Genomic DNA, 21,961 nt, shown 5'->3' with positions numbered 1-21,961 from the left:
GGATTCATCGCGAGCAAGCTCGCTCCTACAAAGGGGGTTTACTCCGGCCGGCACTAACCCTGGAATCGATAACCTCGGACCTAATATTCGGGGTCTGCGTGGTTAGATAGACGCGCTGCTCATTTATCCGGTCAAGGAACCGCGTCATGCCCACCGCAACACCCCCAGTTTCAAACAAGCTGTTCGGCCTTTTTTGCCTCGCCAGTTACCTGTTGTCATTGTCCTACGGCTCGACGTTTCTGCTGTCGTTGCTGATTGGTTCTCGCGGCGGTAACGAACACGACGCCGGAAGTGTGATTTCGGCGGCAATGCTCAGCACCTTTGCAGCGGTGATTGTTTCCGGTCATTTGTCCGACCTGCTCGGTGCCGCCCGCTCGGTGGCGCTGTTCGGTGTATTGCTGGTAGCCGCCAGCCTGGGCTTCGCCCTGACCCCGGGCTTCGGTCACCTGTTGTTGTTTTTCGGCCTGCTGCTGGGCTTGGGCTGGGGCGTGTTCTACACCCTGGGGCCGATCATCGTGGCAAGCCTGGTGACACCCGCGCAGCGCGCCAGATACTTCGCCCTGTTGTCCGGAAGCATGATGACCGGGATCGGCAGCGGCCCTTTGCTCGGCGCGCGGCGAGTGCGCTTGGCTATCCGGTGACCGCGGCGTTTTACCTGGCGGCACTGGCCAGCCTGATCGGCGTATTGCTGTTCTGGCGCCTGGATCGACAACTGAAACCGGCGCCCGCGCAATCTGGCAGCGTGTCGCGAATTTCCTGGCGTGCAGCGGGTCAGGTGCTGTCGTCCAGGGCCGTTTTCCCGATCATCATGGTTGGTCTCGGCGGCTGCGTGTTCGGTGGTCTGTCGAGCTTTCAAACCAGTTATGCCGCAGCGCGCTCGCTCGACTATTCGCTGTTCTTCCTCGGCTTCATGAGCGCGGCGATCATCGGCCGCATGCTGGTTGCCGGTTTCGTGGTCAAGCGCGATCCATTGCGTGCATCGTGCCTGCTTTCGGGGCTGATGCTGGCATCGATCGTGATGTTCGGTGTTGTCGTCGACAGCAGCGTCAGCTACGTGCTCGCGGCGGTGATGCTCGGGATCGGTTACGGCCTGACCTACTCGGTGATCAACGGCCTGGCCGCCAATGAAGCGCCGAACGGCACCACCGCACAATCCTTGCTGCTGTTCAGCCTGTCGTACTTCATCGGCGTGTTCGGATTTCCATTGCTGGCAGGGAAAATCATCGTCGAGCAAGGCATGCCCACACTATTGCTCACGGTGTTGGCGGTTGCCTCGCTCAACTGGCTGATCACCGTGGGCCGCTTGATCTGGCGTAGAGCCACAGCGGTCAGGGCACTGGAGGAGGCCTGAGCCGTTCGTCGCTGACAATGCACCCATCCGGATCGAGGGCGGACTAATCAGGTAAGGACTCTACTCGCTGGAGACACCACCATGACCCTGTCCAGGTTGACCGCCCTCGTTCTCACTGCCCTTTTATCCGCCGCCTCCTTCGCCGGAACCATCGGCTCGAGCACCGGCCCGACCAATCCGGTGGAAAAACCCAGGGCTCCCGCCATCCAGAGTGCCCCCGGCATGAACACCGATGGCACGACGATCGACCAAAACCTGCCGCCCGCCACCGGCACCGACCCGCGGATTCAAGGCAACGACGCGGGACGTCAGGGCGGGACGAACCTGCCGGACAAAAAAACACCCGGCAGTGGCGGCCTCGGTTCAAGCACCACCGAGGACGAGGAAAGCCATTTGAGAGAGTAATGAAGCCAGTCCGTCATCGCGAGCAAGCTCGCACACAGGTGTAATGGGGTGTCAGCGCTGTTTCAGGCGGTCAATCACGACGGCCAGAAGCAAAATCGAACCCCGGATCACATACTGATAAAACGTATCGATGTTCTTCAGGTTCATCGCATTTTCGATGATCGCCAGAATCAACACCCCGGCGATCACGTGCCGGATCATGCCGATCCCGCCACTCAATGACACCCCGCCCAGCACGCAGGCCGAGATCACCGTCAATTCGAAACCCTGGCCGATCATTGGCTGGCCGGAGGTCATGCGCGAGGCCAGGATCACCCCGGCCAACGCGCCGATCACACCGTGCACGGCGAAGATGATGATCTTGGTCCGGTCGACATTCACACCGGCCAGCAGCGCCGCTTCCTGGTTGCCGCCGATGGCCATGGTATTGCGCCCGTAGGTGGTGTAGTTCAGCAGCCAGCCGAAGAACAGGAAGCAGACGATGGTGATCAGGATCGGTACCGGCACGCCAAACATCTGGCCGTTACCGAACACAAAGAACGATTCCTGGGACACCCCCACCGCTTTGCCGTTGGCGAAGATGTAGGCCAGACCGCGCACGATCTGCATGGTCGCCAGCGTGGTGATCAGCGCATTGACCCGCAGCTTGGCGATCACTATCCCGTTGATCAACCCGACGATCAGGCCCATCACCAGCGCCGCACAGACACCGAGAAACACGCTGTCGGTGTCGCGCATCACCACCGCCGCGACCACCCCGGCACAGGCAATCACCGAGCCCACCGACAAGTCGAAATGCCCGGACGCCAGGCAATACAACATGGTGCAGGCAGCAATGCCGGTGGTGGAAATCGCCAGGCCCAGGCCACGCATGTTCAGCGGTGAAAGGAAGTTGTCGATCAGCAAGGTGCAGGCGACAAAGATGCCGACCGCCGCCAGCAGCATCACCCAGTCATCAAGGAAGCGCCGCAGGTCCAGCGGTTTACGCGTGGTCGGCAGGGTGTTGTTTTGGGTTGTCATCATAGTCACCTCTCAGTTCGCCACGCCGTCGGCGCGTTGGCGCGGCAAAGCCAGTTGCAGCAGGTTGGATTCGTTGGCCTGTTCGCGGCTCAGCTCGCCACGCAGGGCGCCTTCGCACAGCACCAGGATGCGGTCGGAAATGCCCATGACTTCCATCAAGTCGCTGGACACCACAATCACCGCGATCCCCTTGGCTGCCAGGTTATGGATGATCTGGTAGATCTCGGCCTTGGCACCGATGTCGATGCCGCGTGTGGGTTCGTCGAGCAGCAGCACTTTCATCGGCATCGACAGCCAGCGACCGAGAATGGCCTTCTGCTGATTGCCACCGGACAGGTACATGATTTTCTGCGTCGCGTTGGGCGTCTTCACTTTCAACGCCTTGATCTGCTGCTCGGCGTTGTCCTTCTCCCACAGGCCACGCAACAGGCAACCGAAGGTGGAGTGGGCGCCGCGCGCACTGATGTTGATGTTCTCGGCGACGCTGGCCAGCGGCAGGATGCCTTCCTTCTTGCGGTCTTCGGGGCACAACAGGATCCCGGCGGCAATCGCGTCCCGGGGTGAACGCAGCTTCAGTTCATGGCCTCGAAGTTTCAGCTGTCCGGCGCTGTTGCGCGCCAGGCCACTGAGCAGGCGCAACAGCTCGGTGCGACCGGCCCCAACCAGCCCGAACAGCCCGAGGATTTCGCCTTTGTGCACCTCGAAACTCACTGGCTCGCGCAACCCCGGCCCGAGCAGTCCGTCGACCTTGAGTGCCACCGCGCCGCGCTGGCGCGGGCGGTAATCGTAGATGTCCTGGATGTCGCGCCCGACCATGCAGGTGACCAGTTGATCGTGGGTCAGTTGGCTCATGTCATCGAACGTGCGCACGTAGCGCCCGTCCTTGAACACCGTCACCGCGTTGCAGATGCGGAATACTTCTTCCATGCGATGGGAGACATAGAGCACCACTTTTCCCTCGTCCCGCAGCCGGCCGATGATCGCCATCAAGCGGTCGATCTCCCTTGCCGAAAGGCTGCTGGTGGGTTCGTCGAAGGCAATCACGTGGGCGCCACGGGACAAAGCCTTGGCGATTTCCACCAGTTGCCGCTGGCCGAGAGACAGGCGCCCGACTTTCTCCTGCGGGTCGATTTCATCGGCCAGGCCTTTGAGGCAGGCCAGTGCCTGCTGGCGCAGGGTGCTGCGATTGATCAGGCCGAAACTGGCTGGCAGATGCCCGAGAAACAGGTTCTCGGCCACGGTCATTTCCGGCACCAGATGCAGCTCCTGGTGGATCACCGCGACGCCACTGCCGATGCTGTCGGCGGTGGACTTGAAGTCCATCGTCCGCTCGCCGATCTGCAAGGCACCGCTGCAAGGCGTGTAGGCCCCGCCGAGAATTTTCAGCAGCGTCGACTTGCCGGCGCCGTTCTCGCCCATCAAGGCGTGAACCTGTCCCGGATGGGCGACGAAGCTGATGTTGTCCAGCGCCTTCACCCCGGGAAAGGTCTTGCCGATCCCGTTGAAGCGCAAGCTGCCGGTAAGGCTGTGTTCGTGTTGGATTGTTTGCGCGTGCATAACCACCTCTTCACACCGATCAGGCGACCCCGCCGCCGAGGCCGCCGCTGAAGTCAAACGGCCGTCAGTTCCACAGGCCGATCTTTTCCAGTTCCTGCTTGAAGTTGTCGCGGGTGATCAGCGTCACGTCATCCATGGCGGTGTACTTCGCCGGTTCTTTGCCGGTGGTGACCCACTCGTACATCATGCTGGCGGTGTTGTAGCCCTCGATGTGCGGGCTCGGCAGCATCGAGCCGTAGAAGCCGCTGTCGGGTTTCTTCAGCTCGCCGATGGCGTCGGTACCGTTGATGCCGATGCCGATCACGTTGGCTGCGGCGAAACCGGCGCTCTCGGTGGCGCGCACACCGCCGAGCACGGTGTTGTCGTTCATGCCGCCGATGATCAGGTTTTTCGCCGCCCCTGGCAGTTTCACCAGGGCCGAATTGGTAGCGTCCATGCTGCCCGGCACGTCGAGGGTCTTGAGGGCCGCGAACAGGATGTGGTCTTTCGGCATGCCGGCATCCTGCAGCGCTTTCACCGAACCGTCGGTGCGCTTCTTGCCGGTGTCGAGCTCGTTGTAGGTGTTGATCACCGCATAGGTGTCTTTCCAGTCCCAGCCGCGTTTCTTCGCTTCGGTCGCCATGGCATTACCTTGTTTCTGGCCGACTTCGAAAGCGGCCATGCCGAGGTACGGCACGTCTTCCATGAACTTGCCGCTGGCATCGACGAAACGGTCATCGACGGCGATCACTTTCAACCCGTTGAGTTTGGCCTTGGCCATGATCGCCGGGCCAAGGGACACGTCCGGCGGGCAGATCACGAACCCCTTGGCGCCATTGGCCGCGAGGCTGTCGATGGCAGAAAGGGTTTTCTCACCGTCGGGCACAGCGATCTTGATCAGGGTGAAGCCTTTCTCTTTCGCGGCCTTTTCGGCAAAGGCCCACTCGGTCTGGAACCAGGGTTCTTCGGCCTGCTTGACCAGGAAACCGATCTTCACTTCCTCGACTGCCAGCAGCGTGTTGCTCAGGCTGAACGCCGAGACCGCCAACGCGGCACAGCACAGGGAACGGATAGCATGACGACGATTCATAAGCTGACTCCTTGTTATTTTTCTTGAGCACTCGTTGAAAGCGTTCTTTGTTAACCAACGGGCGGTAAAAACATACTGCCAATAGTCATATCGTATGATGATTGGATTTCAGGCGTAGCAAGGCGCCGGAAAGCCCGATCACTCAGTCGTGGTACATCACCGAGCGACCACCATCGATGGTGATGCATGAGGCATTGATGAACGGCGCTTCATCACTGGCCAGGAACACGGCGGTCATTGCCACTTCGATCGGCTGCCCGATACGGCGCGGCGGGTGCAGGTCAAACGCTCGCTGGCGTTCGGCGTGGGGGTCGGCAAAACCGTTCCAGTAATCGACGTTCAACTGGGTTTCGATGTAGCCCGGCGCAATCGCGTTGACGCGCACACCCTTGGGCGCATATTCGATGCCCAGCGCGCGGGTCAGGCCGAGCAGGCCATGCTTGGCCACCGGGTACGGGAAGCAGCCAGGAATGATGTGGGTGGAATGGGTGGACGCGATATTGATGATGCTGCCGACGCCCTGCTCGATCATCTGCGGCAGCACCGCCTTGCAACCGTACCAGGCACCATCGAGGTCGATGGCAAAGCAGCGACGCCAGTCTTCCTCGGTCATTTCCAGCGGATCGCGGAATACGTTGACCCCGGCGCAGTTGACCAGCACATCGATCCGGCCGTGCAGGTCGATCGCCAGCCGGGCCATGGCGTGCAGGTCCTGCTGACGCGACACGTCGGCCTTGATCGCCACCACATCGGCGCCCTGGTCTCGCCAATGCGCCGCGACTTTCTCGACTTTCTCGGCCTGAATGTCGCTGATGATCAGCCTGGCCTGCTGGGACGCGAAGGTCGCCACAATCGCTTCGCCAATACCCTGGGCGGCACCGGTCAGCAAGACGACCTTGTTTTTCAGGCGTTCGCCCCTGGGCGGTTCGGGCACCGGTGGCAATGACAATGGTTCAGCCATGGATCAAGACTCCTGTTCGAAAACACGACGAAAACCGGGCATCTGTCGATGTCCGGTCAAAAAGGCGCTGGGTAGGAAACAGGTGAGTGTGAAAACGTTTCAGCCTGGAAACGTTCTGAGGCACAGGCTCCGCAAGGGAGCACGGGGGAAATTCGCTGCATCACTTCACCTGTTTTGTTTTTTTAAGTGTGAGTGCATGTAACTGGTGGGGCCGACTATAAACCCGGCCCGCGACAAATCTCAATATATATATTTACATCCCATATTTTGGGATTTATCCAGCAAAGCGCGTGCAATGTTTTCCAACCACATCCACTGCGATCGACAACACAGCCCCATCCAACGGATGGCCCAGCGGACTGGCCGCACTGGTGATGTACAGGGTTTTGAGGTCTGAACCGCCGAACACGCAACTGGTGGGACGACTGACCGGCAGTTCGATGATCCGATCGACTTTGCCGTCCGGGCTCAACCTGAGCAGGCAGCTGCCGTCCCAACGGGCATTCCAGATAAAACCTTCGGCATCCATCGCTGAACCATCCGGGCCGCCACGCTCGTGCGGACCAAACCAGACCTGCGGCGCATCGAGGGTTCCGTCGGTACGGATGAAATGTCGATACAAGGTGCCGTCGAAGCTGTCGCCGAAATACACGCTGGTGGCGTCATCGCTCCACAGCAGCGTGTTGGGAATGCCCAGATTGCGCAGCAACGGCGCAACCCGCCCGGCGCGATCGATGCGGAACAGTCCACCGGAACGGTGGACGATGGGCAGGTCTTCGCCGTTTGCGCCGATGTTGTTTTGCATGGTGCCGAGCCAGAGCCGGCCTTGGGCGTCGCAACGGGCTTCATTGGGGCGGTTGCCCGGTTGCGGATCGGCAACGCAAAACAGTGTCAGGCGCGGCGCCAGGCCCGGTGAATCGAGATCGAGCCGATACACGCCGCTGCTCAATGCCACCAGGGCATCGCCGCTTTCGCAGGGAATGAACGCCGACACGTGCTCCGGCATCTGCCAGATCTGCACGTTGGCGCCGATCAACCGCAACGCCTGCTTACCGGCGATATCCACCCAGTACAGGGCTTGGGTCGGCGCATCCCAGAACGGGCCTTCGCCCAGTCGTGCCCGATGCTCGGTCACCGCAGTCCACGCCATGAAACCTCCTGCGTTGTTCTTGTTTTTATTGTGTAGGAGCCAGCTTGCTCGCGAAGGTGTGCCAGTCGACCTGGTGGTAGCTGAATACACCATCGCGAGCAAGCTCGCTCCTACAGTGGTTCGAGCTGTCAGCTGGCTTTTTTATCGGCCATGACTTGCGGGTAGTAACGCTTGATCGCAAGGTCCGCGTTATCGATCAGGGTCATGCAGGCCCAGACACCCCGGGCGGTATCCCGGGCTGCGATAGCCTCGGCCAGGTCCCGGTGAATCGGCAGGGTGCGACGCAGTTCATCCGGGTCGGCGGCGGACACTTCAAAGGCCACCGCCAGCAACGCGCCGAGGGCGGGAACCATTTGTTCAATGAATTGATTGTGGCTGGCGGCGAGGATGCACTCGTGGAAGAACTGATCGGCGCGGTTGTAATCGATGCCGCTGTCCACCGCCCGTTCCAGCGCGTTGCAGGCCAACAGGATCTCGTTCACCTGTTCGCCGGTTGCGCGCTCGCAGGCCCAGCGCACGGCCATCGGTTCGATGGTGCGGCGCAGGTCGAGCAGATCGTCGACGAAGTTTTCCGGTAAGCCGCTGCGCGACAACCAGCCAACGACTTGTGGATCGAAGAGGTTCCAGCGCCGCACTGGCAATACCCGCGTGCCGACTTTCGGCCCGACCTCGAGCATGCCTTTGGCAACCAGGGTCTTGATGGCTTCACGGATGACCGTGCGGCTCACGCCGAGTTGTTCGCCGAGGTCGGCTTCGACCTTGAGTGACTCACCTGGCTTGACCTGCCCCGTGGCGAGCCAGCAACCCAGCCAGTCAACCGTCGATGCATGAAAGCTGCTGGACATGGACACCTCAATGCCGTTCGCAATGGAGGCCCACGCTAATCATCATATGATTGGATGTCAATTTGATTTTTTGAGTGTTCGCAGAAACCACTGTGGGAGCGAGCTTGCTCGCGATGACGGAGTAACAGGCAACATGGATGTTGAATGTTATGCCCTCATCGCGAGCAAGCTCGCTCCCACAGGGTTATGGGTCAGGGTTCGAGACCGATGGGGAAGAACTCGCCGCCACTCCATACACCGAGCCAGCGCTGGCCGTCGATCTCGCGACTCACCGCCAGCTCCACCAATTGATAGAACACGTTGCGATGGATCAACGCTTCAAGATTGCTGCGCACATGCACGTAAGGGGCAGGCTCTTGCGTTACCGGGTCGATGACCACACGCATCGGATGATCGGCGCCGGCCTCGGTGGTTTCATCGACGTTGGTGGTAAAGCGCAACACCTGCGCCTCGCCCTCGCCTTCCACGTCCACCGCGATCGCCACGAACGGCGCATCGTCAACCTTGATCCCGACCTTTTCCACCGGAGTGATCAGGAAATAATCATCGCCGTCGCGGCGAATGATAGTGGAGAACAGTTTGACCATCGGCTTGCGCCCGATCGGCGTGCCCAGGTAATACCAGGTGCCGTCCCGGGCGATGCGCATGTCGATGTCGCCGCAGAAATCGGGATTCCACAGGTGCACCGGCGGCAAGCCTTTGGTCTTGGGGATTTGCCCCAGCAAGTCGTTGGCTTTTTGCGGGCCACTCATGGCGTTCTCCTTGAAATTACTGGTCGCTGAGCCCCAGCAGGCTGCGCGCGTATTGCTCCAGCGGCGGGCCCATCAGGTCTTCGGGTTTTTTATCGTGGAACGTCAGTAAACCGCCACGACTCTTGATGGTTGCAGTATCAATCAAATACTGGGTGCTGGTCTCGATCAACATGATCTGAATCATACCGCTGTCGATGCCGAGACGATCCAGGGCTTCCTGGTCCAGCCACTCGTCCGAGTTGCCGATACGGTCGTCAGACTTGGCAAACCGGGTGTAGAGCAGATAGTGCGCACCGGCCGCACGGGCTTCGCCCATGGCCTGGTCGAGGCCTTCCGGCGTACGGGCACGGCGGACCATCGGGAAATATTCGACGAAGCCGTCGAACGCGACTTCGGCAATCACGTTGGGCCGTGGATAAACGGCGCTGCCCGGCGGCATGAAAGCGCCCTGGGCGATGTAGACGAACGAGTCCGGCTGAATGCGCAGGTTGTTTACGCGACGACTGTCACTGTGATCAAGCAGCCCCGCATCGCTCATATGGTAACGAGTCCCTTCGGCCATATCGCTGACGTTCATGCAGCCACCAAGTGCCAAAACGGCCAGCAGCAAAACCAGGCTACGCATCCTATCCTCCAGAGGCCGGTGTCGGAAAACCGGCGAATGGCCGTAGGATGCAGCTTCCGCGCCAGCTCATTAACATCAGCATCTGACAGACCGAATCGCGAGCAAGCTCGCTCCCACAGGGGATTGCATATCACCCGTGGGAGCGAGCTTGCTCGCGATTGCGCAGGTTCAACCGCCGATAATCTTCATGACAGTCGCGCCGCCAGAGAACGCCACTTCCTGCTTGTCACCCAAGGCTTTCACCAGCAGCCGCTGCAAGGCCGGCAGGGCCTGATGGCGTGGCTTGTCCAGCAGATCACCGATGTAATGGCGATTGCTCGACGACAGGCAGCCATGCAGCCACCCGGTGGAAGACAAACGAAGTCGCGAACAGGTACGGCAGAAAGGCACGCTCTCGTTGGCGATCACGCCGAAATAACCCTGGCCGGGAATTTCATATCGAACGGCCGTCGCATCGACCGGGGCATCGGCTTGCAGGTATTCGTAGCGCTCGCCGATCAGGCTCAGCAATTGCTGGAGACTGACGAACTGCTGCAGAAAAGCATTGGCATCGTTGGCCAGGTGGCCCATGCGCATCAGTTCGATGAAGCGCAATTCATAACCGCGCTCCAGGCAGTAGTCGAGCAGCGGCATCACTTGATCGAGGTTCTGTCCGCGCAGCGGCACCATGTTGACCTTGATCTTCATGCCGGCCGCACTGGCCTCGCTCATGCCGTCGAGCACGGTGGCCAGGTCGCCGCCCCGGGCAATACTGCGGAACGCACTGGCGTCGAGAGTATCGAGGGAGACGTTGAGGCGCCGAATGCCGGCGTTCACCAGCAGCGGCAGTTTCTTCGCCAGTAACTGTCCATTGGTGGTCAGGCTGATGTCTTCCAGGCCCATCTGCCCGACCGCCGTCATGAACGCTTCGAGTTTCGGGCTGACCAGCGGCTCGCCGCCGGTAATGCGCAGACGCTCGATGCCCGCCGCTTCAATCAGATAAGCCACGCCGCGCGCCATGGCTTCGGCCGACAATTCATCCTGCGCAGCCACCAGCCGCTTGCCGTTGGGCACGCAGTAGGTACAGGCGTAATTGCAGGCTGAGGTCAGACTGATTCGCAAGTTGCGAAAACGCCTGCCTTGACGATCAACGATCATGGTCACTCCGGCGGAAGAATATCGGGCCGCTAAAACTTGACTCAGAAATCAAGTTTTAGCAAGTCCTCTACCTGAGTATATTCCTGCGCTACTGCGCCATGTAGCGAAATCATGGCGCAATAAGGCAACTGAATGGCTCAGTTGCCGGAAGTGTCGGTGTCACGCTTGCGCTTGTTGCCCATGCGCACGCCGATGTCCATCAGGAACTGGAAGAAACCTTCCTGATCTTCCAGCACATTGCTCCAGAACGGCGAGTGATACAGCGCGACGGCACCGTGCACCAGCGCCCAGGACGCGCAGTAGTGGAAGTAAGGTGGCACGTCTTCCAGCTTGCCTTCGCTGATCCGGCCCTTGATCAGCAAGGTCAGGCGTTCGAAGTTCGAGGCACGGATCTTGTGCAGCTCCTCGATCATCTCCGGCACCTGGTTGCCCTTGACCACTTTCTCTTCGAGGCGGTCGAACAGGCGATAGCGTTGTGGATCGCGCATGCGGAATTCGAAGTAGGCCCGGGACAGGGCTTCCTTGTCCTTGTCGACATCGGCCGAATGCAGCAGAGCGTTCAAATCGCGCTCGTAGTCGAGCATCAGGCGCAGATAGATTTCCGCCTTGGATTTGAAGTGCTTGTAGATCGTGCCTTTGCCGATACCGACGGCATCAGCAATCATCTCGACGGTGACACTGTCTTCACCTTGTTCGAGGAACAGCTTGAGCGCGGTATCGAGAATTTCCTGCTCGCGGCGACGGAATTCACGGACCTTACGAGGTTCTTTATGCATAAGAAAAGGTCTGTCGGGGTCAAAATTCGAAGCCGCGTATTATGCCTAACTTACGCAAAAATGCACGGATCATCCGACCATATCTGCGCTTTCTGGTCATTCCGCGTACGTTTACAGGGTGATGAGAACTCTTCCGAAGCGCACGTATTCCAAATTTGTTTAAAAACCCGGACCGGTAAACTGGACGAGGCGCAATCCTGATCAATACTTGAACTGTCGGCGGGGCATCTCCCCCAAGTGTCACGCCGATATTGGTACCAACGGACCGCGTGCCATTGTTTTACTCCTAATGGTCTTAACCCGGATTCACCCCCCAGAACCCGGGTTTTTTTTGCCTGCGATTTAACCTTTTACGTGTGCCAGCGGGAACAGTCGCTTGAAATTCGCCGTGGTTTGCTCAGCAAACCGCTCGTAGGGCTCACCGCGCAACATTGACAGAAATTCCGCAACTTCACGCACGTACTGCGGCAGGTTTGGTTTGCCGCGATAGGGGATCGGTGCCAGGTACGGCGAGTCGGTTTCCACCAGCAAACGGTCGGCCGGCACCTTGCTGGCCACATCACGCAATGCGTCGGCATTGCGAAAAGTGACAATCCCGGACAGGGAAATGTAATAGCCCATGTCCAGCGCGGCCTTCGCCATCTCCCAGTCTTCGGTGAAGCAATGCAACACGCCTGCCTGGGGCAGCGCCGCGTCCCGCAGCAAGTCCAGGGTATCGGTGCGGGCGCCACGGGTATGGATGATTACCGGTTTGCCGGTCTGCTGCGCCGCTTGCAGGTGCAGGCGGAACGATTCCTGCTGCAACTCTGCCGCTTCCGGCTCGTAGTGGTAATCGAGGCCGGTTTCGCCAATCGCCACCACCCGCGGGTGATTGAGCTCCTGCAACAGCCAGTCCAGCGCCGGCGCGGCCCCCGGCTGCACATCCAGAGGGTGCACGCCTACCGAGCAGTCGACATCGTCATAACGTTCGGCCAGGGCCTTGACGTCGGCCGCGTTGTCCGCGCTGACACCGATACACAGAAAGTGCCCCACCCCACGCTGCCGGGCAGCTTCCAGGGCAGCATCCAGGGAGCCCTCGTGGGCGGTCAGGTCAAGGCGATCAAGGTGACAATGGGAATCTACGAGCATAAAGGGCTGCAACTTGTATGGGTGGGACGGTCGGATGTTCTGATACTCAGAGTCTAGGCGCAGACAGTCATCGTTGGGCAGGCAACGACACCCATTGCACCAGCAATGCTTCCAGCAACAAGGCCGGGTTGAGGTTGGCCTTGCTCAGAACTTTCTGCCGCTGGGCGAGGATCCAGTCCTGAATATCGAGGACTTTGCCCTGGGCGCTTTTCTGCGCCAGGTATTGCACGACCTTGCGCATGTCGGTCAGGCCGAGGCCGGCTTCATCCTGAGTCAATTGATAGCGCAGGATCAGGCTCGACCAATCGCAGAACCAATCGAACAGGCGCAACATCGGAATGTTTTTCCATTCTTCGGCCAGTTGCGTCGGCGACTGCTGTTGCTTGAGGAGTTTTTTCACCCCTTCCACCACTTGCGCGCGCTGTTCACGCACGCCCTGGGCCTGGAGATTGACCGCCGCCAGCGGCGAACCGGCAGCCAGCGTCAGCAGTTCGACGCGCTCATCTTCGGAGCACTCCGGCAACGCCTGGGCCAACCACTTCAAGCTCATGGCCTCGCCCGGTAGCGGACAGGCCTGCTGCACGCAGCGACTCTTGATGGTTGGCAACAAGCGGCTCGGCTGATGGCTGACCAGCAACAGAACGGTATCGCCGGACGGTTCTTCAAGGCTTTTGAGCAAGGCGTTGGCGGCGTTGATGTTCATCGACTCGGCCGGCTCGATCAGCACCACTTTGCGCCCGCCCAACTGCGCGGTCTGCACCACGAAACCGACCAGGTCGCGAACCTGGTCGACCTTGATCGCCTTGTCGGCTTCTTCCGGCTCCAGGATGTAGTTATCCGGATGGCTGCCAGCCTTGAGCAGCAGGCAGGATTTGCATTCGCCGCAGGCTTGCAGCGCGTTCGGGCGCTGGCACAGCAAGCTGGCCATCAAGCGCTCGGCCAGTGCCCGCTTGCCGATTCCGGCAGGGCCATGCAGCAGGTAGGCGTGCGCATGCTGGGTGCGACCGGCCAGTTGCTGCCAGAGGTTTTCCTGCCACGGATAGGCCTCAGCCACGGCTCAACTCCAGCAGGCGCGGCAGCAAGGCATCCAGCGATTGCTGAACCTGTGCCAACGGCTGGGCAGCATCGACCAGCACATAACGCGCCGGATCCGCCTTGGCCCGCTTGAGGAAGGCACTGCGTACCGCGTCGAAAAAGGTCCGGCCTTCGAGCTCGAAGCGATCCAGACGACCACGAGCGCTGGCGCGGGCCAGGCCGACCTCGACAGGCAGATCGAAAATCAGAGTGAGGTCCGGGCGCAGATCGCCCTGGACGAAGGTTTCCAGGGTCGCGATGCGCTCCAGCGACAAGCCGCGACCGCCGCCTTGATAGGCGTATGTCGAGTCGGTAAAACGATCACACAAGACCACGGCACCGCGGGCCAGCGCCGGGCGAATCACCTCGGCCAGATGCTGGGCACGCGCCGCGAACACCAACAGCAACTCGGTATCCGGGTTCATGACTTCATCGACCGGGGCCAGCAGCACTTCACGAATGCGCTCGGCCAACGGCGTGCCACCCGGCTCGCGGGTCAGCACCACCTCGATGCCGGCGGCGCGCAGGCGCTCGGCCAGGTATTCGCGATTGGTGCTCTTGCCGGCGCCTTCCGGGCCTTCCAGAGTAATAAACAAGCCAGTCACAGGCAGTCCTTAATCAGAGTCATTGCGGGCTTTTCGGTACGCTTGCATCGGGTTCGGGCGTTTCAGGGGCTGGCGCAGGATCTTGCGCCGGTACTTGTGGCAGCCCCTCGGGAGCCGTGTTCGGTGAAGCGGCCGGGATCGGCGCCTGCTCCTGCGAAGACTTGGCCTCCTGCATACCGTTTTGCTCAGCCTGGATTGGCGGCATCTCGGGCGCAGTAGCGGGAGCCGGGCTGGAGCGGTAATCGGCGCGGCGCTTGATCTGGAACTCCTTCACGGCATTGTTGTGGGCATCCAGGTCGTCGGAGAACACATGGGTGCCATCGCCACGCGCCACGAAGTAAAGGCTGTTGCCGTCCACCGGATTGAGTGCCGCATGGATGGCTTCGCGACCGACCATCGAAATCGGCGTCGGCGGCAATCCCGCATTCATGTAAGTGTTATACGGCGTCGATTCCCTGAGGTGAGCCCGGGTCAGCTTGCCGCTGTAGCGGTCGCCGAGGCCGTAGATCACCGTCGGGTCGGTCTGCAGCAGCATGCCCATCGCCATGCGCCGCACAAACACGCCGGCAATCTGCCCGCGCTCCTGCGGTACGCCGGTTTCCTTTTCCACCAGCGAAGCCATGATCAGCGCCTGGTAGGGTTCGGTGTACGGTGTATCTGCAGCGCGCTTCTCCCACTCCTTGGCGAGCACTTCATCGAGGCGGTCGTAAGCGGTTTTCAGCACCTCGACATCGGACATGCCCCGCACGTAGCGATAGGTGTCCGGGAAGAAGCGCCCTTCCGGAAAAATCCCGGTGTGGCCGAGCTTGTCCATGACCTGGCTATCGCTCAAACCGTCGAGGCTATGTTCGAGCTTCTCTTCCCTGGCCAGCGCTGCGCGGACCTGACGGAAACTCCAGCCTTCGACCAGGGTCAGGCTGTACTGAACCATTTCCCCGCGTTTCCACAGGTCGATCAGGCCTTCGACGGTCATGCCGGGCTGAATGCGGTATTCACCGCTGTGCAGGGGTTGTCTGGCGAGGTTGAAGCGCCAATACACCCGCAGCCAGAATGCGTCCTTGATGACGCCGTTGGCTTCGAGTCGGTAGAGGGTGCGGGTCGGCGTGGTGCCCTTGGGCACATCCAGCAATTGTTCCTGGGTAATGTTCAGCGGCTGTACCAGCGCCGAATGAATCTTCCAGGCTGAAGCACCCATCAGCAGCCCCGCCAGAACCACACCGGTTTCCAGCAGCAGCAAGAGTTTACGTCTCACGTATCAAGCATCCAGTAGCACACGGGCAATGGTTTGGAGTTTACGGGTGAGCGGCCCAACCGGCCAGTGAAGAGCAGCATAGGCGCGCACCGGCCAGACACCATACACGCTGTTGCAGACAAAGACTTCGTCAGCCCATTGCAGCTGTTCGAGGGGGATATCGGTGATTTGCGTGGGAATTCCCAGCGACTTGGCCTGAAACAATATTTCTGCGCGCATCACGCCTGCCACGCCGCAGCGCTTGAGGTCCGCTGTGATGAGCACGTCATCCCGCACCAGGAACAAGTTGCTGAACACACCCTCAATTACGCGCCCGGCCTGATCGAGCATCAAGCCTTCGGCATGCTCGGTGTCCTGCCATTCGGCACGGGCGAGGACTTGTTCAAGACGATTGAGGTGTTTGAGGCCGGCCAGTAATGGCTGCCTGGACAATCGCGTGGCGCAAGGAAACAAACGAACACCCTGTTCACCATGCGCGGCAGGGTAAGCCGCAGGTGGACTGCCTTGCACAATGCGTCGGGCCTGGGCCGAAGGATCGGGGGCATAACCGCGCAGACCGTCGCCACGGGTGAGAATGAGCTTGAGCACCCCGTCACCCAGTGCCGCGGCGTAGGCCAGCAGTTCGTTGCGGATCAGCTCCTGCTCGGCCGTTATCGCCAGGCGCGAACAGCCGTCCGCCAGACGCGACAGATGCCGGTCCAGCAACACGGGCTGGCCGCTGCGCACGGCGATGGTCTCGAACAGACCATCGCCATAAGCCAGGCCGCGATCCTTCAGCGACAAAGCGTCAGCCGGCTGACCGTCGACCCAGCTGTCCATCAGCCTGCGAACCGACGGAACACCAGCGAACCGTTGGTGCCGCCAAAACCGAAGGAGTTGGAAACGACCACATCGATATCCATGTTGCGCGCCGTGTGCGGCACAAAATCGAGATCGCAGCCTTCGTCCGGCTCATCGAGGTTGATGGTCGGCGGCGCTACCTGACTGTTGATTGCCAGCACGCTGAAGATCGCCTCGACCGCGCCCGCCGCACCCAGCAGGTGACCGGTCATGGACTTGGTGGAACTGACGGCCAGCTTGTAGGCGTGCTCGCCGAATACCGACTTGATCGCATTGACTTCGGCCAGGTCGCCTGCAGGAGTCGAGGTGCCGTGGGCGTTGATGTACTGCACTTGATCGCCATTGATTTTGGCATCGCGCAGCGCATTGGTGATGCAGCGCGCAGCACCCGCACCATCGGCTGGCGGCGAGGTCATGTGGTAGGCATCGCCACTGGTGCCGAAGCCGATCAGCTCGGCGTAGATGGTCGCGCCACGCGCCTTGGCGTGCTCGAGTTCTTCCAGTACCAGCGCACCGGCACCATTGGACAACACGAAGCCATCGCGGCCCTTGTCCCATGGACGGCTGGCGCGGGTCGGCTCGTCGTTGCGGGTCGACAGCGCGCGGGAAGCACCGAAGCCGCCCATGCCCAGACCGCAGGCCGCCATCTCGGCGCCGCCGGCAATCATCACGTCAGCTTCGTCGTACATGATGTTGCGGGCAGCCATGCCAATGCAGTGTGTACCGGTGGTACAGGCCGTGGCGATGGCGTAGTTGGGTCCCTGTGCACCGAGGTGGATGGACAGGAAACCGGAAATCATATTGATGATCGAGCCTGGCACGAAGAACGGAGAGATCCGTCGTGGGCCGGTCTCGTGCAGCGTGCGGGCGGTTTCTTCGATATTGGTCAGACCGCCAATACCCGAGCCCATGGCAACGCCGATACGCTCACGGTTGGCGTCAGTAACTTCCAGACCGGCATTGCGTACCGCCTGAAAACCTGCGGCCAGACCGTATTGAATGAACAGGTCGAGCTTGCGGGCTTCCTTGACCGACAGGTATTCCTCGACATTGAAGTCCTTTACCGAGCCGCCAAAACGGGTGGAATAGGCAGAAAGGTCGGTGTGTTCGATCAGACCAATGCCACTGCGGCCAGCCAGAATGCCCTGCCAGCTGCTCGGCACATCCGTGCCCAGTGGCGACAACATACCCATACCGGTGACTACGACGCGTCTACGCGACACAGCACTCTCCTTTTTTCAAATGACGACTTTGCATCAGGCCTAAAGAAAAAACCGCACGCCATGATGGCAGTGCGGTTTTTCCATGACAGCGAGCAACGATTACAAACTATTACGCCTGGTGGCTAGTAACGTAGTCGATTGCAGCTTGTACAGTAGTGATCTTCTCGGCTTCTTCGTCAGGGATTTCGGTCTCGAATTCCTCTTCCAGAGCCATCACCAGCTCAACGGTGTCAAGGGAGTCGGCACCCAGGTCTTCAACGAAGGAAGCAGTGTTGACCACTTCTTCTTCTTTAACGCCCAGTTGCTCAGCAACGATTTTCTTGACGCGCTCTTCGATGGTGCTCATACCTTGTTTTCACTCCTAATGGACAAATTCAGGCAGCTGGCCAGTGGGTAAGTGTATAGAAAGGCTTTTCAGCTTTTCAACTGAAAGCTTCACTCCTCGAACCCGGTGACCCTCTGCCTATAAATAGATTGCAGCTTTATAACGGATTTTAGACAGCTCGTATGACATTTTTTTGAAGCAATCCGTCACATTTGAATTACATGTACATCCCGCCGTTCACCGGGATTGTAGCTCCGGTAACGTAAGCCGCACCGTCCGACGCAAGAAAAGCGACCACGGACGCAATCTCTTGAGCCTGCCCCAGACGACCCAGCGGAATCTGCGACTGCAAGGCTTCACGCTGTGCCTCGGGAAGTTCACGGGTCATATCGGTATCGATGAACCCAGGAGCCACCGAGTTTACCGTAATCGAACGCGAACCGACTTCGCGCGCCAGAGCACGGCTGAAACCTTCCAGACCGGCCTTGGCGGCAGCGTAGTTTACTTGGCCTGCGTTGCCCATGGCACCCACAACCGAGCCAATACTGATAATTCGGCCCCAACGAGCTTTGGTCATGCCGCGCAAAACGCCCTTGGACAGGCGGAACAGACTGTTCAGATTGGTATCGACAACGTCGTGCCACTCGTCGTCTTTCATGCGCATCATCAGGTTATCGCGGGTGATACCGGCATTATTGACCAGAATCGCCGGCGCACCGAATTGCTCCTGAATGCTCGCCAGAACACTTGCCACGGACTCGTCGCTGGTGACATTGAGTTCCAGGCCAGTGCCCTGAATACCGTTTTCCTTCAGGGTCGCAGCAATGCGCTCAGCACCCGACGCGGAGGTCGCGGTACCAACAACGATGGCGCCCTGACGACCCAGTTCCAGGGCGATAGCCTGGCCGATGCCACGGCTGGCACCGGTGACCAGTGCAACTTTACCTTGCAGACTCATGCAAGCTTCTCCTGATTCAGGCCAACGCTGCACGGGCGGCAGCGAAAGCGTCTGGGGTATTGAGGTTGGATGTCGACACGCCTTCGGCGCAACGCTTGTTCAGACCGGCCAGCACTTTACCCGGGCCACACTCGACCAGGTTGGTCGCGCCCTTGGCGGCCAGTGCCTGGACCGATTCAACCCAGCGTACTGGCTTGTACAGTTGCTCGAGCAGATCGCGCTTGAGGGTTTCCAGATCGGCCGGCACCTGGGCACTGACGTTCTGCACCACGGGAATCTGCGGTGGCTGCCAGTCGATCGCCGCGATCGATTCGGCGAAACGCTCGGCAGCCGGGCACATCAGTTCGCAGTGCGACGGCACGCTGACCGGCAACGGCATGGCACGCTTGGCGCCACGCGCCTTGCAGCCCTCGATGGCGCGCTCGACGGCAGCCTTGGCACCAGCGATGACCACCTGGCCCGGCGAGTTGAAATTGACCGCGCTGACCACTTCGCCTTGCGCCGCTTCGGCACAGGCTGCCAGTACGTCGGCATCTTCCAGACCCAGGATGGCGGCCATGCCGCCCTGCCCGGCCGGAACGGCTTCCTGCATCAGCTGGCCACGACGCTCGACGAGCTTCACCGCATCGCCCAGGCTCAGACTGCCTGCCGCGACCAGCGCGCTGTATTCACCCAGGCTGTGCCCGGCAACGTAAGCCGGGCGCGCACCACCTTCGGCCAGCCACAAACGCCACAGGGCGATAGAGGCGGTCAGAATGGCTGGCTGGGTTTTATCGGTTTGATTGAGTTGCTCTTCCGGCCCTTGCTGGGTCAGTGCCCACAGGTCGTAACCCAGTGCATCGGAAGCTTCTTTGAATGTTTCAAGGACAACCGGATGTTGCGCGCCCAGCTCGGCCAGCATGCCGAGGGACTGCGAACCCTGTCCTGGAAAGACGAATGCGAGGGAAGCAGACATGTAACAAGCCCCTAATGATCTTGTCGTCGGAGAGTTGGCGCCCCGCTTTGGGGACGCAAGAAACTGACAGTTGGATGGCCCATCGAACCAAGCGGTCACATTTAAGCATTGTCCGACGAAAACGCCTAAAGCAACAAATCCTCCAGACGACCGTGCAGGCGCTCGGGAAGATTCTCCTGAATCTCGATCAAGGCGCGCTGAATGGCACTCTGAAACCCCTGAACCCCTGCAGAACCGTGGCTTTTCACCACAATGCCCTGCAAGCCGAGAAAGCTCGCACCGTTGTGCCGGGCAGGTGCCAGATCGGCCTGCAGGCGCTTCATCAACGGTAGTGCAAGCGCACCGACCACGCGAGAGGCTACGCTCTTCCTGAACAACGCTTCGATGCGCCCGGCAATCATGGTCGCCAGACCTTCGCTGGATTTGAGCAGGATGTTGCCGACAAAACCGTCACACACCACCACATCCGCTTCGCCACGGTACAAACCGTCGCCCTCGATAAAGCCGATGTAATTGATGCCACGGGCGCCTTGCAACAAAGTCGCGGCCAGCTTGACCTGTTGATTGCCCTTGATGTCTTCGGTGCCGATGTTCAGTAACGCCACCCGAGGACGCGCTATGCCCAGGGTCTCGGCCGCCACCGAACCCATGACCGCAAACTGCAACAGATGCTCGGCACTGCAATCGACGTTGGCGCCCAGGTCGAGCAACTGGCAATAACCCTTTTGTGTCGGAATCGCCGCCACCATGGCCGGACGGTCAATGCCGGGCAAGGTCTTGAGCACGAACCGCGACAACGCCATCAGCGCACCGGTATTACCGGCACTGACACAAGCCTGGACCTTGCCATCACGCAACAACTCAAGCGCCACGCGCATCGACGAGTCGGGCTTGCCGCGCAAGGCCTGGGCAGGCTTTTCGTCCATGGTGATGACTTCGGACGCTGGCATTATTGACAGGCGCGCGCGATCCACAGCCGGATGGCCAGCGATCAGTTCTTCAAGAAGGGAGGGTTGACCGACGAGGGTCAGGTGCAGCGAGGGTGTAGCAGACAGACAAGCAAGGCTGGCCTGGACAATGCTGCGGGGACCGAAGTCCCCGCCCATTGCGTCAATCGCGATGACTTGAGCGGACAAGTGATTACTCGTCAGCGCCCTTGTCGATCACTTTACGGCCACGGTATACGCCTTCTGGCGATACGTGGTGACGCAGGTGAACTTCACCGGTGGTTTTTTCTACAGACAGGGTGCTAGCCTCGAGAGCGTCGTGCGAACGGCGCATGTCACGGGCAGAGCGGGATTTTTTGTTCTGCTGAACAGCCATAATTGATTAACTCCTAAACGTTTGGGTCACGCTTTAACTGCGCCAATACACTGAACGGGTTGGACCGCGTTACCTCGTCCTCGCTCGGTTCGGGCTCATCTGCTCCCGCCGGCTGCTGGCATTCTTCCGGATGATGAGCAGGCACAATGGGCAAGGCGAGCAGAAGCTCCTCCTCGATCAGTGACTGCAGATCCAAAGGATCTTCGCCCAGTTCCAGCACGTCATAACCTTTCGGCAACGACTGGGTATTCGCACCCTCCTTCACCACAGCGTAACTGCATTCGCTATGGATCGGCAGGGTGACCAGCTCAAGACAACGCTGGCAAACCATTTTGACTTCAGTGTCGATAAAGCTGTGGATGACCACAGATTTACGTTCATCTCGTTCAAAAACGAATTTAGCCTGCACCGTACCGACATTGTCGGAAAGCGGGTCGCAGAGTCTCTCCAAATCGGCCAGCAGCATTTCACCTTGAAGGGTGGTGCCACGATCAGCCAATTTGCGCGGGTCAACGTGAGGTGGAATCGGGTCATTCAACATAGGCGCAGCATTATAGGGATGCACCCGCCCATGTCAAAGGAAATTCAGCCCTGTCCGTCACTTGGAAGCCTCGCTAGAATTCGCACACG

Annotated in this window: 23 protein-coding genes and 1 pseudogene; 2 read left to right on the top strand and 22 right to left on the bottom strand. The window is 60.0% G+C overall.

Annotation, left to right across the window (positions count from 1 at the left end; all coding sequences use genetic code 11):
* Nucleotides 1-146: 146 nt before the first annotated feature.
* Together AC1RDQ_RS25505 and AC1RDQ_RS25500 are read left to right on the top strand one after the other, a co-directional pair.
* A pseudogene (locus AC1RDQ_RS25505) lies at nucleotides 147-1,351 on the top strand (MFS transporter).
* A gap of 81 nt (nucleotides 1,352-1,432) precedes the next feature.
* Nucleotides 1,433-1,756, top strand: coding sequence for a hypothetical protein (locus tag AC1RDQ_RS25500; protein WP_057713730.1), 324 nt, complete (start codon nucleotides 1,433-1,435; stop codon nucleotides 1,754-1,756).
* 51 nt (nucleotides 1,757-1,807) lie between these two features.
* Here AC1RDQ_RS25500 and araH read toward each other — a convergent pair whose 3' ends face one another.
* The 22 genes from araH to AC1RDQ_RS25390 form a co-directional block, all read right to left on the bottom strand.
* Nucleotides 1,808-2,776, bottom strand: a complete 969-nt coding sequence (araH, locus tag AC1RDQ_RS25495; protein WP_090457976.1) for an L-arabinose ABC transporter permease AraH — start codon at nucleotides 2,774-2,776, stop codon at nucleotides 1,808-1,810.
* Nucleotides 2,777-2,788: 12 nt separating this feature from the next.
* Nucleotides 2,789-4,333, bottom strand: a complete 1,545-nt coding sequence (gene araG / locus AC1RDQ_RS25490; RefSeq protein ID WP_492588433.1) for an L-arabinose ABC transporter ATP-binding protein AraG — start codon at nucleotides 4,331-4,333, stop codon at nucleotides 2,789-2,791.
* A 64-nt stretch (nucleotides 4,334-4,397) separates the two neighbouring features.
* The gene (locus AC1RDQ_RS25485; protein WP_090457187.1) at nucleotides 4,398-5,402 is read right to left on the bottom strand and encodes a substrate-binding domain-containing protein; all 1,005 of its coding nucleotides are present in this window, start codon (nucleotides 5,400-5,402) and stop codon (nucleotides 4,398-4,400) included.
* Nucleotides 5,403-5,544: 142 nt separating this feature from the next.
* Nucleotides 5,545-6,363, bottom strand: coding sequence for an SDR family oxidoreductase (locus AC1RDQ_RS25480; protein ID WP_090457189.1), 819 nt, complete (start codon nucleotides 6,361-6,363; stop codon nucleotides 5,545-5,547).
* Between the two features lie 274 nt (nucleotides 6,364-6,637).
* Nucleotides 6,638-7,513 carry an SMP-30/gluconolactonase/LRE family protein gene (locus AC1RDQ_RS25475; RefSeq protein ID WP_492588432.1) on the bottom strand — a complete coding sequence of 292 codons (876 nt, stop codon included), beginning with the start codon at nucleotides 7,511-7,513 and terminating at the stop codon, nucleotides 6,638-6,640.
* Between the two features lie 128 nt (nucleotides 7,514-7,641).
* Entirely contained in the window at nucleotides 7,642-8,358 is a 717-nt protein-coding gene (locus AC1RDQ_RS25470; RefSeq protein ID WP_057713725.1) for a FadR/GntR family transcriptional regulator, read from the bottom strand.
* A gap of 191 nt (nucleotides 8,359-8,549) precedes the next feature.
* The gene (locus AC1RDQ_RS25465; RefSeq protein WP_008050421.1) at nucleotides 8,550-9,110 is read right to left on the bottom strand and encodes a DUF1285 domain-containing protein; all 561 of its coding nucleotides are present in this window, start codon (nucleotides 9,108-9,110) and stop codon (nucleotides 8,550-8,552) included.
* A gap of 16 nt (nucleotides 9,111-9,126) precedes the next feature.
* A complete protein-coding gene (locus AC1RDQ_RS25460; RefSeq protein WP_057713723.1) occupies nucleotides 9,127-9,735 on the bottom strand; it encodes a DUF4823 domain-containing protein in 609 nt (202 codons plus the stop codon).
* Between the two features lie 168 nt (nucleotides 9,736-9,903).
* Nucleotides 9,904-10,872, bottom strand: coding sequence for a GTP 3',8-cyclase MoaA (locus AC1RDQ_RS25455; protein WP_492588431.1), 969 nt, complete (start codon nucleotides 10,870-10,872; stop codon nucleotides 9,904-9,906).
* Nucleotides 10,873-11,009: 137 nt separating this feature from the next.
* Nucleotides 11,010-11,648, bottom strand: coding sequence for a TetR/AcrR family transcriptional regulator (locus AC1RDQ_RS25450; protein ID WP_492588429.1), 639 nt, complete (start codon nucleotides 11,646-11,648; stop codon nucleotides 11,010-11,012).
* A 342-nt stretch (nucleotides 11,649-11,990) separates the two neighbouring features.
* Nucleotides 11,991-12,776, bottom strand: a complete 786-nt coding sequence (locus AC1RDQ_RS25445; RefSeq protein ID WP_057713721.1) for a TatD family hydrolase — start codon at nucleotides 12,774-12,776, stop codon at nucleotides 11,991-11,993.
* A 67-nt stretch (nucleotides 12,777-12,843) separates the two neighbouring features.
* Complete coding sequence (locus tag AC1RDQ_RS25440) at nucleotides 12,844-13,830, bottom strand: DNA polymerase III subunit delta' (RefSeq protein WP_492588428.1); 987 nt, start codon at nucleotides 13,828-13,830, stop codon at nucleotides 12,844-12,846.
* A complete protein-coding gene (gene tmk / locus AC1RDQ_RS25435) occupies nucleotides 13,823-14,455 on the bottom strand; it encodes a dTMP kinase (protein WP_057713719.1) in 633 nt (210 codons plus the stop codon). Before tmk ends, AC1RDQ_RS25440 begins: the two co-directional genes overlap by 8 nt.
* 19 nt (nucleotides 14,456-14,474) lie before the next feature.
* Nucleotides 14,475-15,707, bottom strand: a complete 1,233-nt coding sequence (gene mltG, locus AC1RDQ_RS25430) for an endolytic transglycosylase MltG (protein WP_492588426.1) — start codon at nucleotides 15,705-15,707, stop codon at nucleotides 14,475-14,477.
* A gap of 3 nt (nucleotides 15,708-15,710) precedes the next feature.
* On the bottom strand, nucleotides 15,711-16,526 hold the full coding sequence (gene pabC / locus AC1RDQ_RS25425; protein ID WP_492588425.1) for an aminodeoxychorismate lyase: 816 nt from the start codon (nucleotides 16,524-16,526) through the stop codon (nucleotides 15,711-15,713).
* Nucleotides 16,526-17,770: a beta-ketoacyl-ACP synthase II gene (fabF, locus tag AC1RDQ_RS25420; RefSeq protein ID WP_057713716.1), complete on the bottom strand. Its 1,245-nt coding sequence runs from the start codon at nucleotides 17,768-17,770 to the stop codon at nucleotides 16,526-16,528. Before fabF ends, pabC begins: the two co-directional genes overlap by 1 nt.
* A 109-nt stretch (nucleotides 17,771-17,879) precedes the next feature.
* Nucleotides 17,880-18,116 carry an acyl carrier protein gene (gene acpP, locus AC1RDQ_RS25415; RefSeq protein WP_003175607.1) on the bottom strand — a complete coding sequence of 79 codons (237 nt, stop codon included), beginning with the start codon at nucleotides 18,114-18,116 and terminating at the stop codon, nucleotides 17,880-17,882.
* Between the two features lie 196 nt (nucleotides 18,117-18,312).
* Nucleotides 18,313-19,053, bottom strand: a complete 741-nt coding sequence (fabG, locus tag AC1RDQ_RS25410) for a 3-oxoacyl-ACP reductase FabG (protein WP_090457205.1) — start codon at nucleotides 19,051-19,053, stop codon at nucleotides 18,313-18,315.
* 16 nt (nucleotides 19,054-19,069) lie between these two features.
* The gene (gene fabD / locus AC1RDQ_RS25405) at nucleotides 19,070-20,008 is read right to left on the bottom strand and encodes an ACP S-malonyltransferase (protein ID WP_492588424.1); all 939 of its coding nucleotides are present in this window, start codon (nucleotides 20,006-20,008) and stop codon (nucleotides 19,070-19,072) included.
* Between the two features lie 125 nt (nucleotides 20,009-20,133).
* Nucleotides 20,134-21,144: a phosphate acyltransferase PlsX gene (plsX, locus tag AC1RDQ_RS25400; RefSeq protein WP_079246722.1), complete on the bottom strand. Its 1,011-nt coding sequence runs from the start codon at nucleotides 21,142-21,144 to the stop codon at nucleotides 20,134-20,136.
* A gap of 4 nt (nucleotides 21,145-21,148) precedes the next feature.
* Nucleotides 21,149-21,331 (bottom strand): 50S ribosomal protein L32, encoded by a 183-nt coding sequence (gene rpmF / locus AC1RDQ_RS25395; protein ID WP_003179396.1) that lies wholly within the window; start codon nucleotides 21,329-21,331, stop codon nucleotides 21,149-21,151.
* Between the two features lie 13 nt (nucleotides 21,332-21,344).
* Nucleotides 21,345-21,872: a YceD family protein gene (locus tag AC1RDQ_RS25390; protein ID WP_007942001.1), complete on the bottom strand. Its 528-nt coding sequence runs from the start codon at nucleotides 21,870-21,872 to the stop codon at nucleotides 21,345-21,347.
* Nucleotides 21,873-21,961: the final 89 nt, after the last annotated feature.

Source organism: Pseudomonas sp. GW823-FHT02E01 (genome assembly GCF_058797535.1).
Note: the sequence above shows the minus strand (reverse complement) of the source record. Positions and strands in the feature narration are given on the sequence as shown.

Excerpts from the sequence above, each read along its gene's own strand:
- AC1RDQ_RS25500 (WP_057713730.1), top strand. The coding sequence starts at position 1,433 with ATGACCCTGTCCAGGTTGACCGCCCTCGTTCTCACTGCCCTTTTATCC.
- araH (WP_090457976.1), bottom strand. The coding sequence starts at position 2,776 with ATGACAACCCAAAACAACACCCTGCCGACCACGCGTAAACCGCTGGAC.
- araG (WP_492588433.1), bottom strand. The coding sequence starts at position 4,333 with ATGCACGCGCAAACAATCCAACACGAACACAGCCTTACCGGCAGCTTG.
- AC1RDQ_RS25485 (WP_090457187.1), bottom strand. The coding sequence starts at position 5,402 with ATGAATCGTCGTCATGCTATCCGTTCCCTGTGCTGTGCCGCGTTGGCG.
- AC1RDQ_RS25480 (WP_090457189.1), bottom strand. The coding sequence starts at position 6,363 with ATGGCTGAACCATTGTCATTGCCACCGGTGCCCGAACCGCCCAGGGGC.
- AC1RDQ_RS25475 (WP_492588432.1), bottom strand. The coding sequence starts at position 7,513 with ATGGCGTGGACTGCGGTGACCGAGCATCGGGCACGACTGGGCGAAGGC.
- AC1RDQ_RS25470 (WP_057713725.1), bottom strand. The coding sequence starts at position 8,358 with ATGTCCAGCAGCTTTCATGCATCGACGGTTGACTGGCTGGGTTGCTGG.
- AC1RDQ_RS25465 (WP_008050421.1), bottom strand. The coding sequence starts at position 9,110 with ATGAGTGGCCCGCAAAAAGCCAACGACTTGCTGGGGCAAATCCCCAAG.
- AC1RDQ_RS25460 (WP_057713723.1), bottom strand. The coding sequence starts at position 9,735 with ATGCGTAGCCTGGTTTTGCTGCTGGCCGTTTTGGCACTTGGTGGCTGC.
- AC1RDQ_RS25455 (WP_492588431.1), bottom strand. The coding sequence starts at position 10,872 with ATGATCGTTGATCGTCAAGGCAGGCGTTTTCGCAACTTGCGAATCAGT.
- AC1RDQ_RS25450 (WP_492588429.1), bottom strand. The coding sequence starts at position 11,648 with ATGCATAAAGAACCTCGTAAGGTCCGTGAATTCCGTCGCCGCGAGCAG.
- AC1RDQ_RS25445 (WP_057713721.1), bottom strand. The coding sequence starts at position 12,776 with ATGCTCGTAGATTCCCATTGTCACCTTGATCGCCTTGACCTGACCGCC.
- pabC (WP_492588425.1), bottom strand. The coding sequence starts at position 16,526 with ATGGACAGCTGGGTCGACGGTCAGCCGGCTGACGCTTTGTCGCTGAAG.
- acpP (WP_003175607.1), bottom strand. The coding sequence starts at position 18,116 with ATGAGCACCATCGAAGAGCGCGTCAAGAAAATCGTTGCTGAGCAACTG.
- fabG (WP_090457205.1), bottom strand. The coding sequence starts at position 19,053 with ATGAGTCTGCAAGGTAAAGTTGCACTGGTCACCGGTGCCAGCCGTGGC.
- fabD (WP_492588424.1), bottom strand. The coding sequence starts at position 20,008 with ATGTCTGCTTCCCTCGCATTCGTCTTTCCAGGACAGGGTTCGCAGTCC.
- rpmF (WP_003179396.1), bottom strand. The coding sequence starts at position 21,331 with ATGGCTGTTCAGCAGAACAAAAAATCCCGCTCTGCCCGTGACATGCGC.
- AC1RDQ_RS25390 (WP_007942001.1), bottom strand. The coding sequence starts at position 21,872 with ATGTTGAATGACCCGATTCCACCTCACGTTGACCCGCGCAAATTGGCT.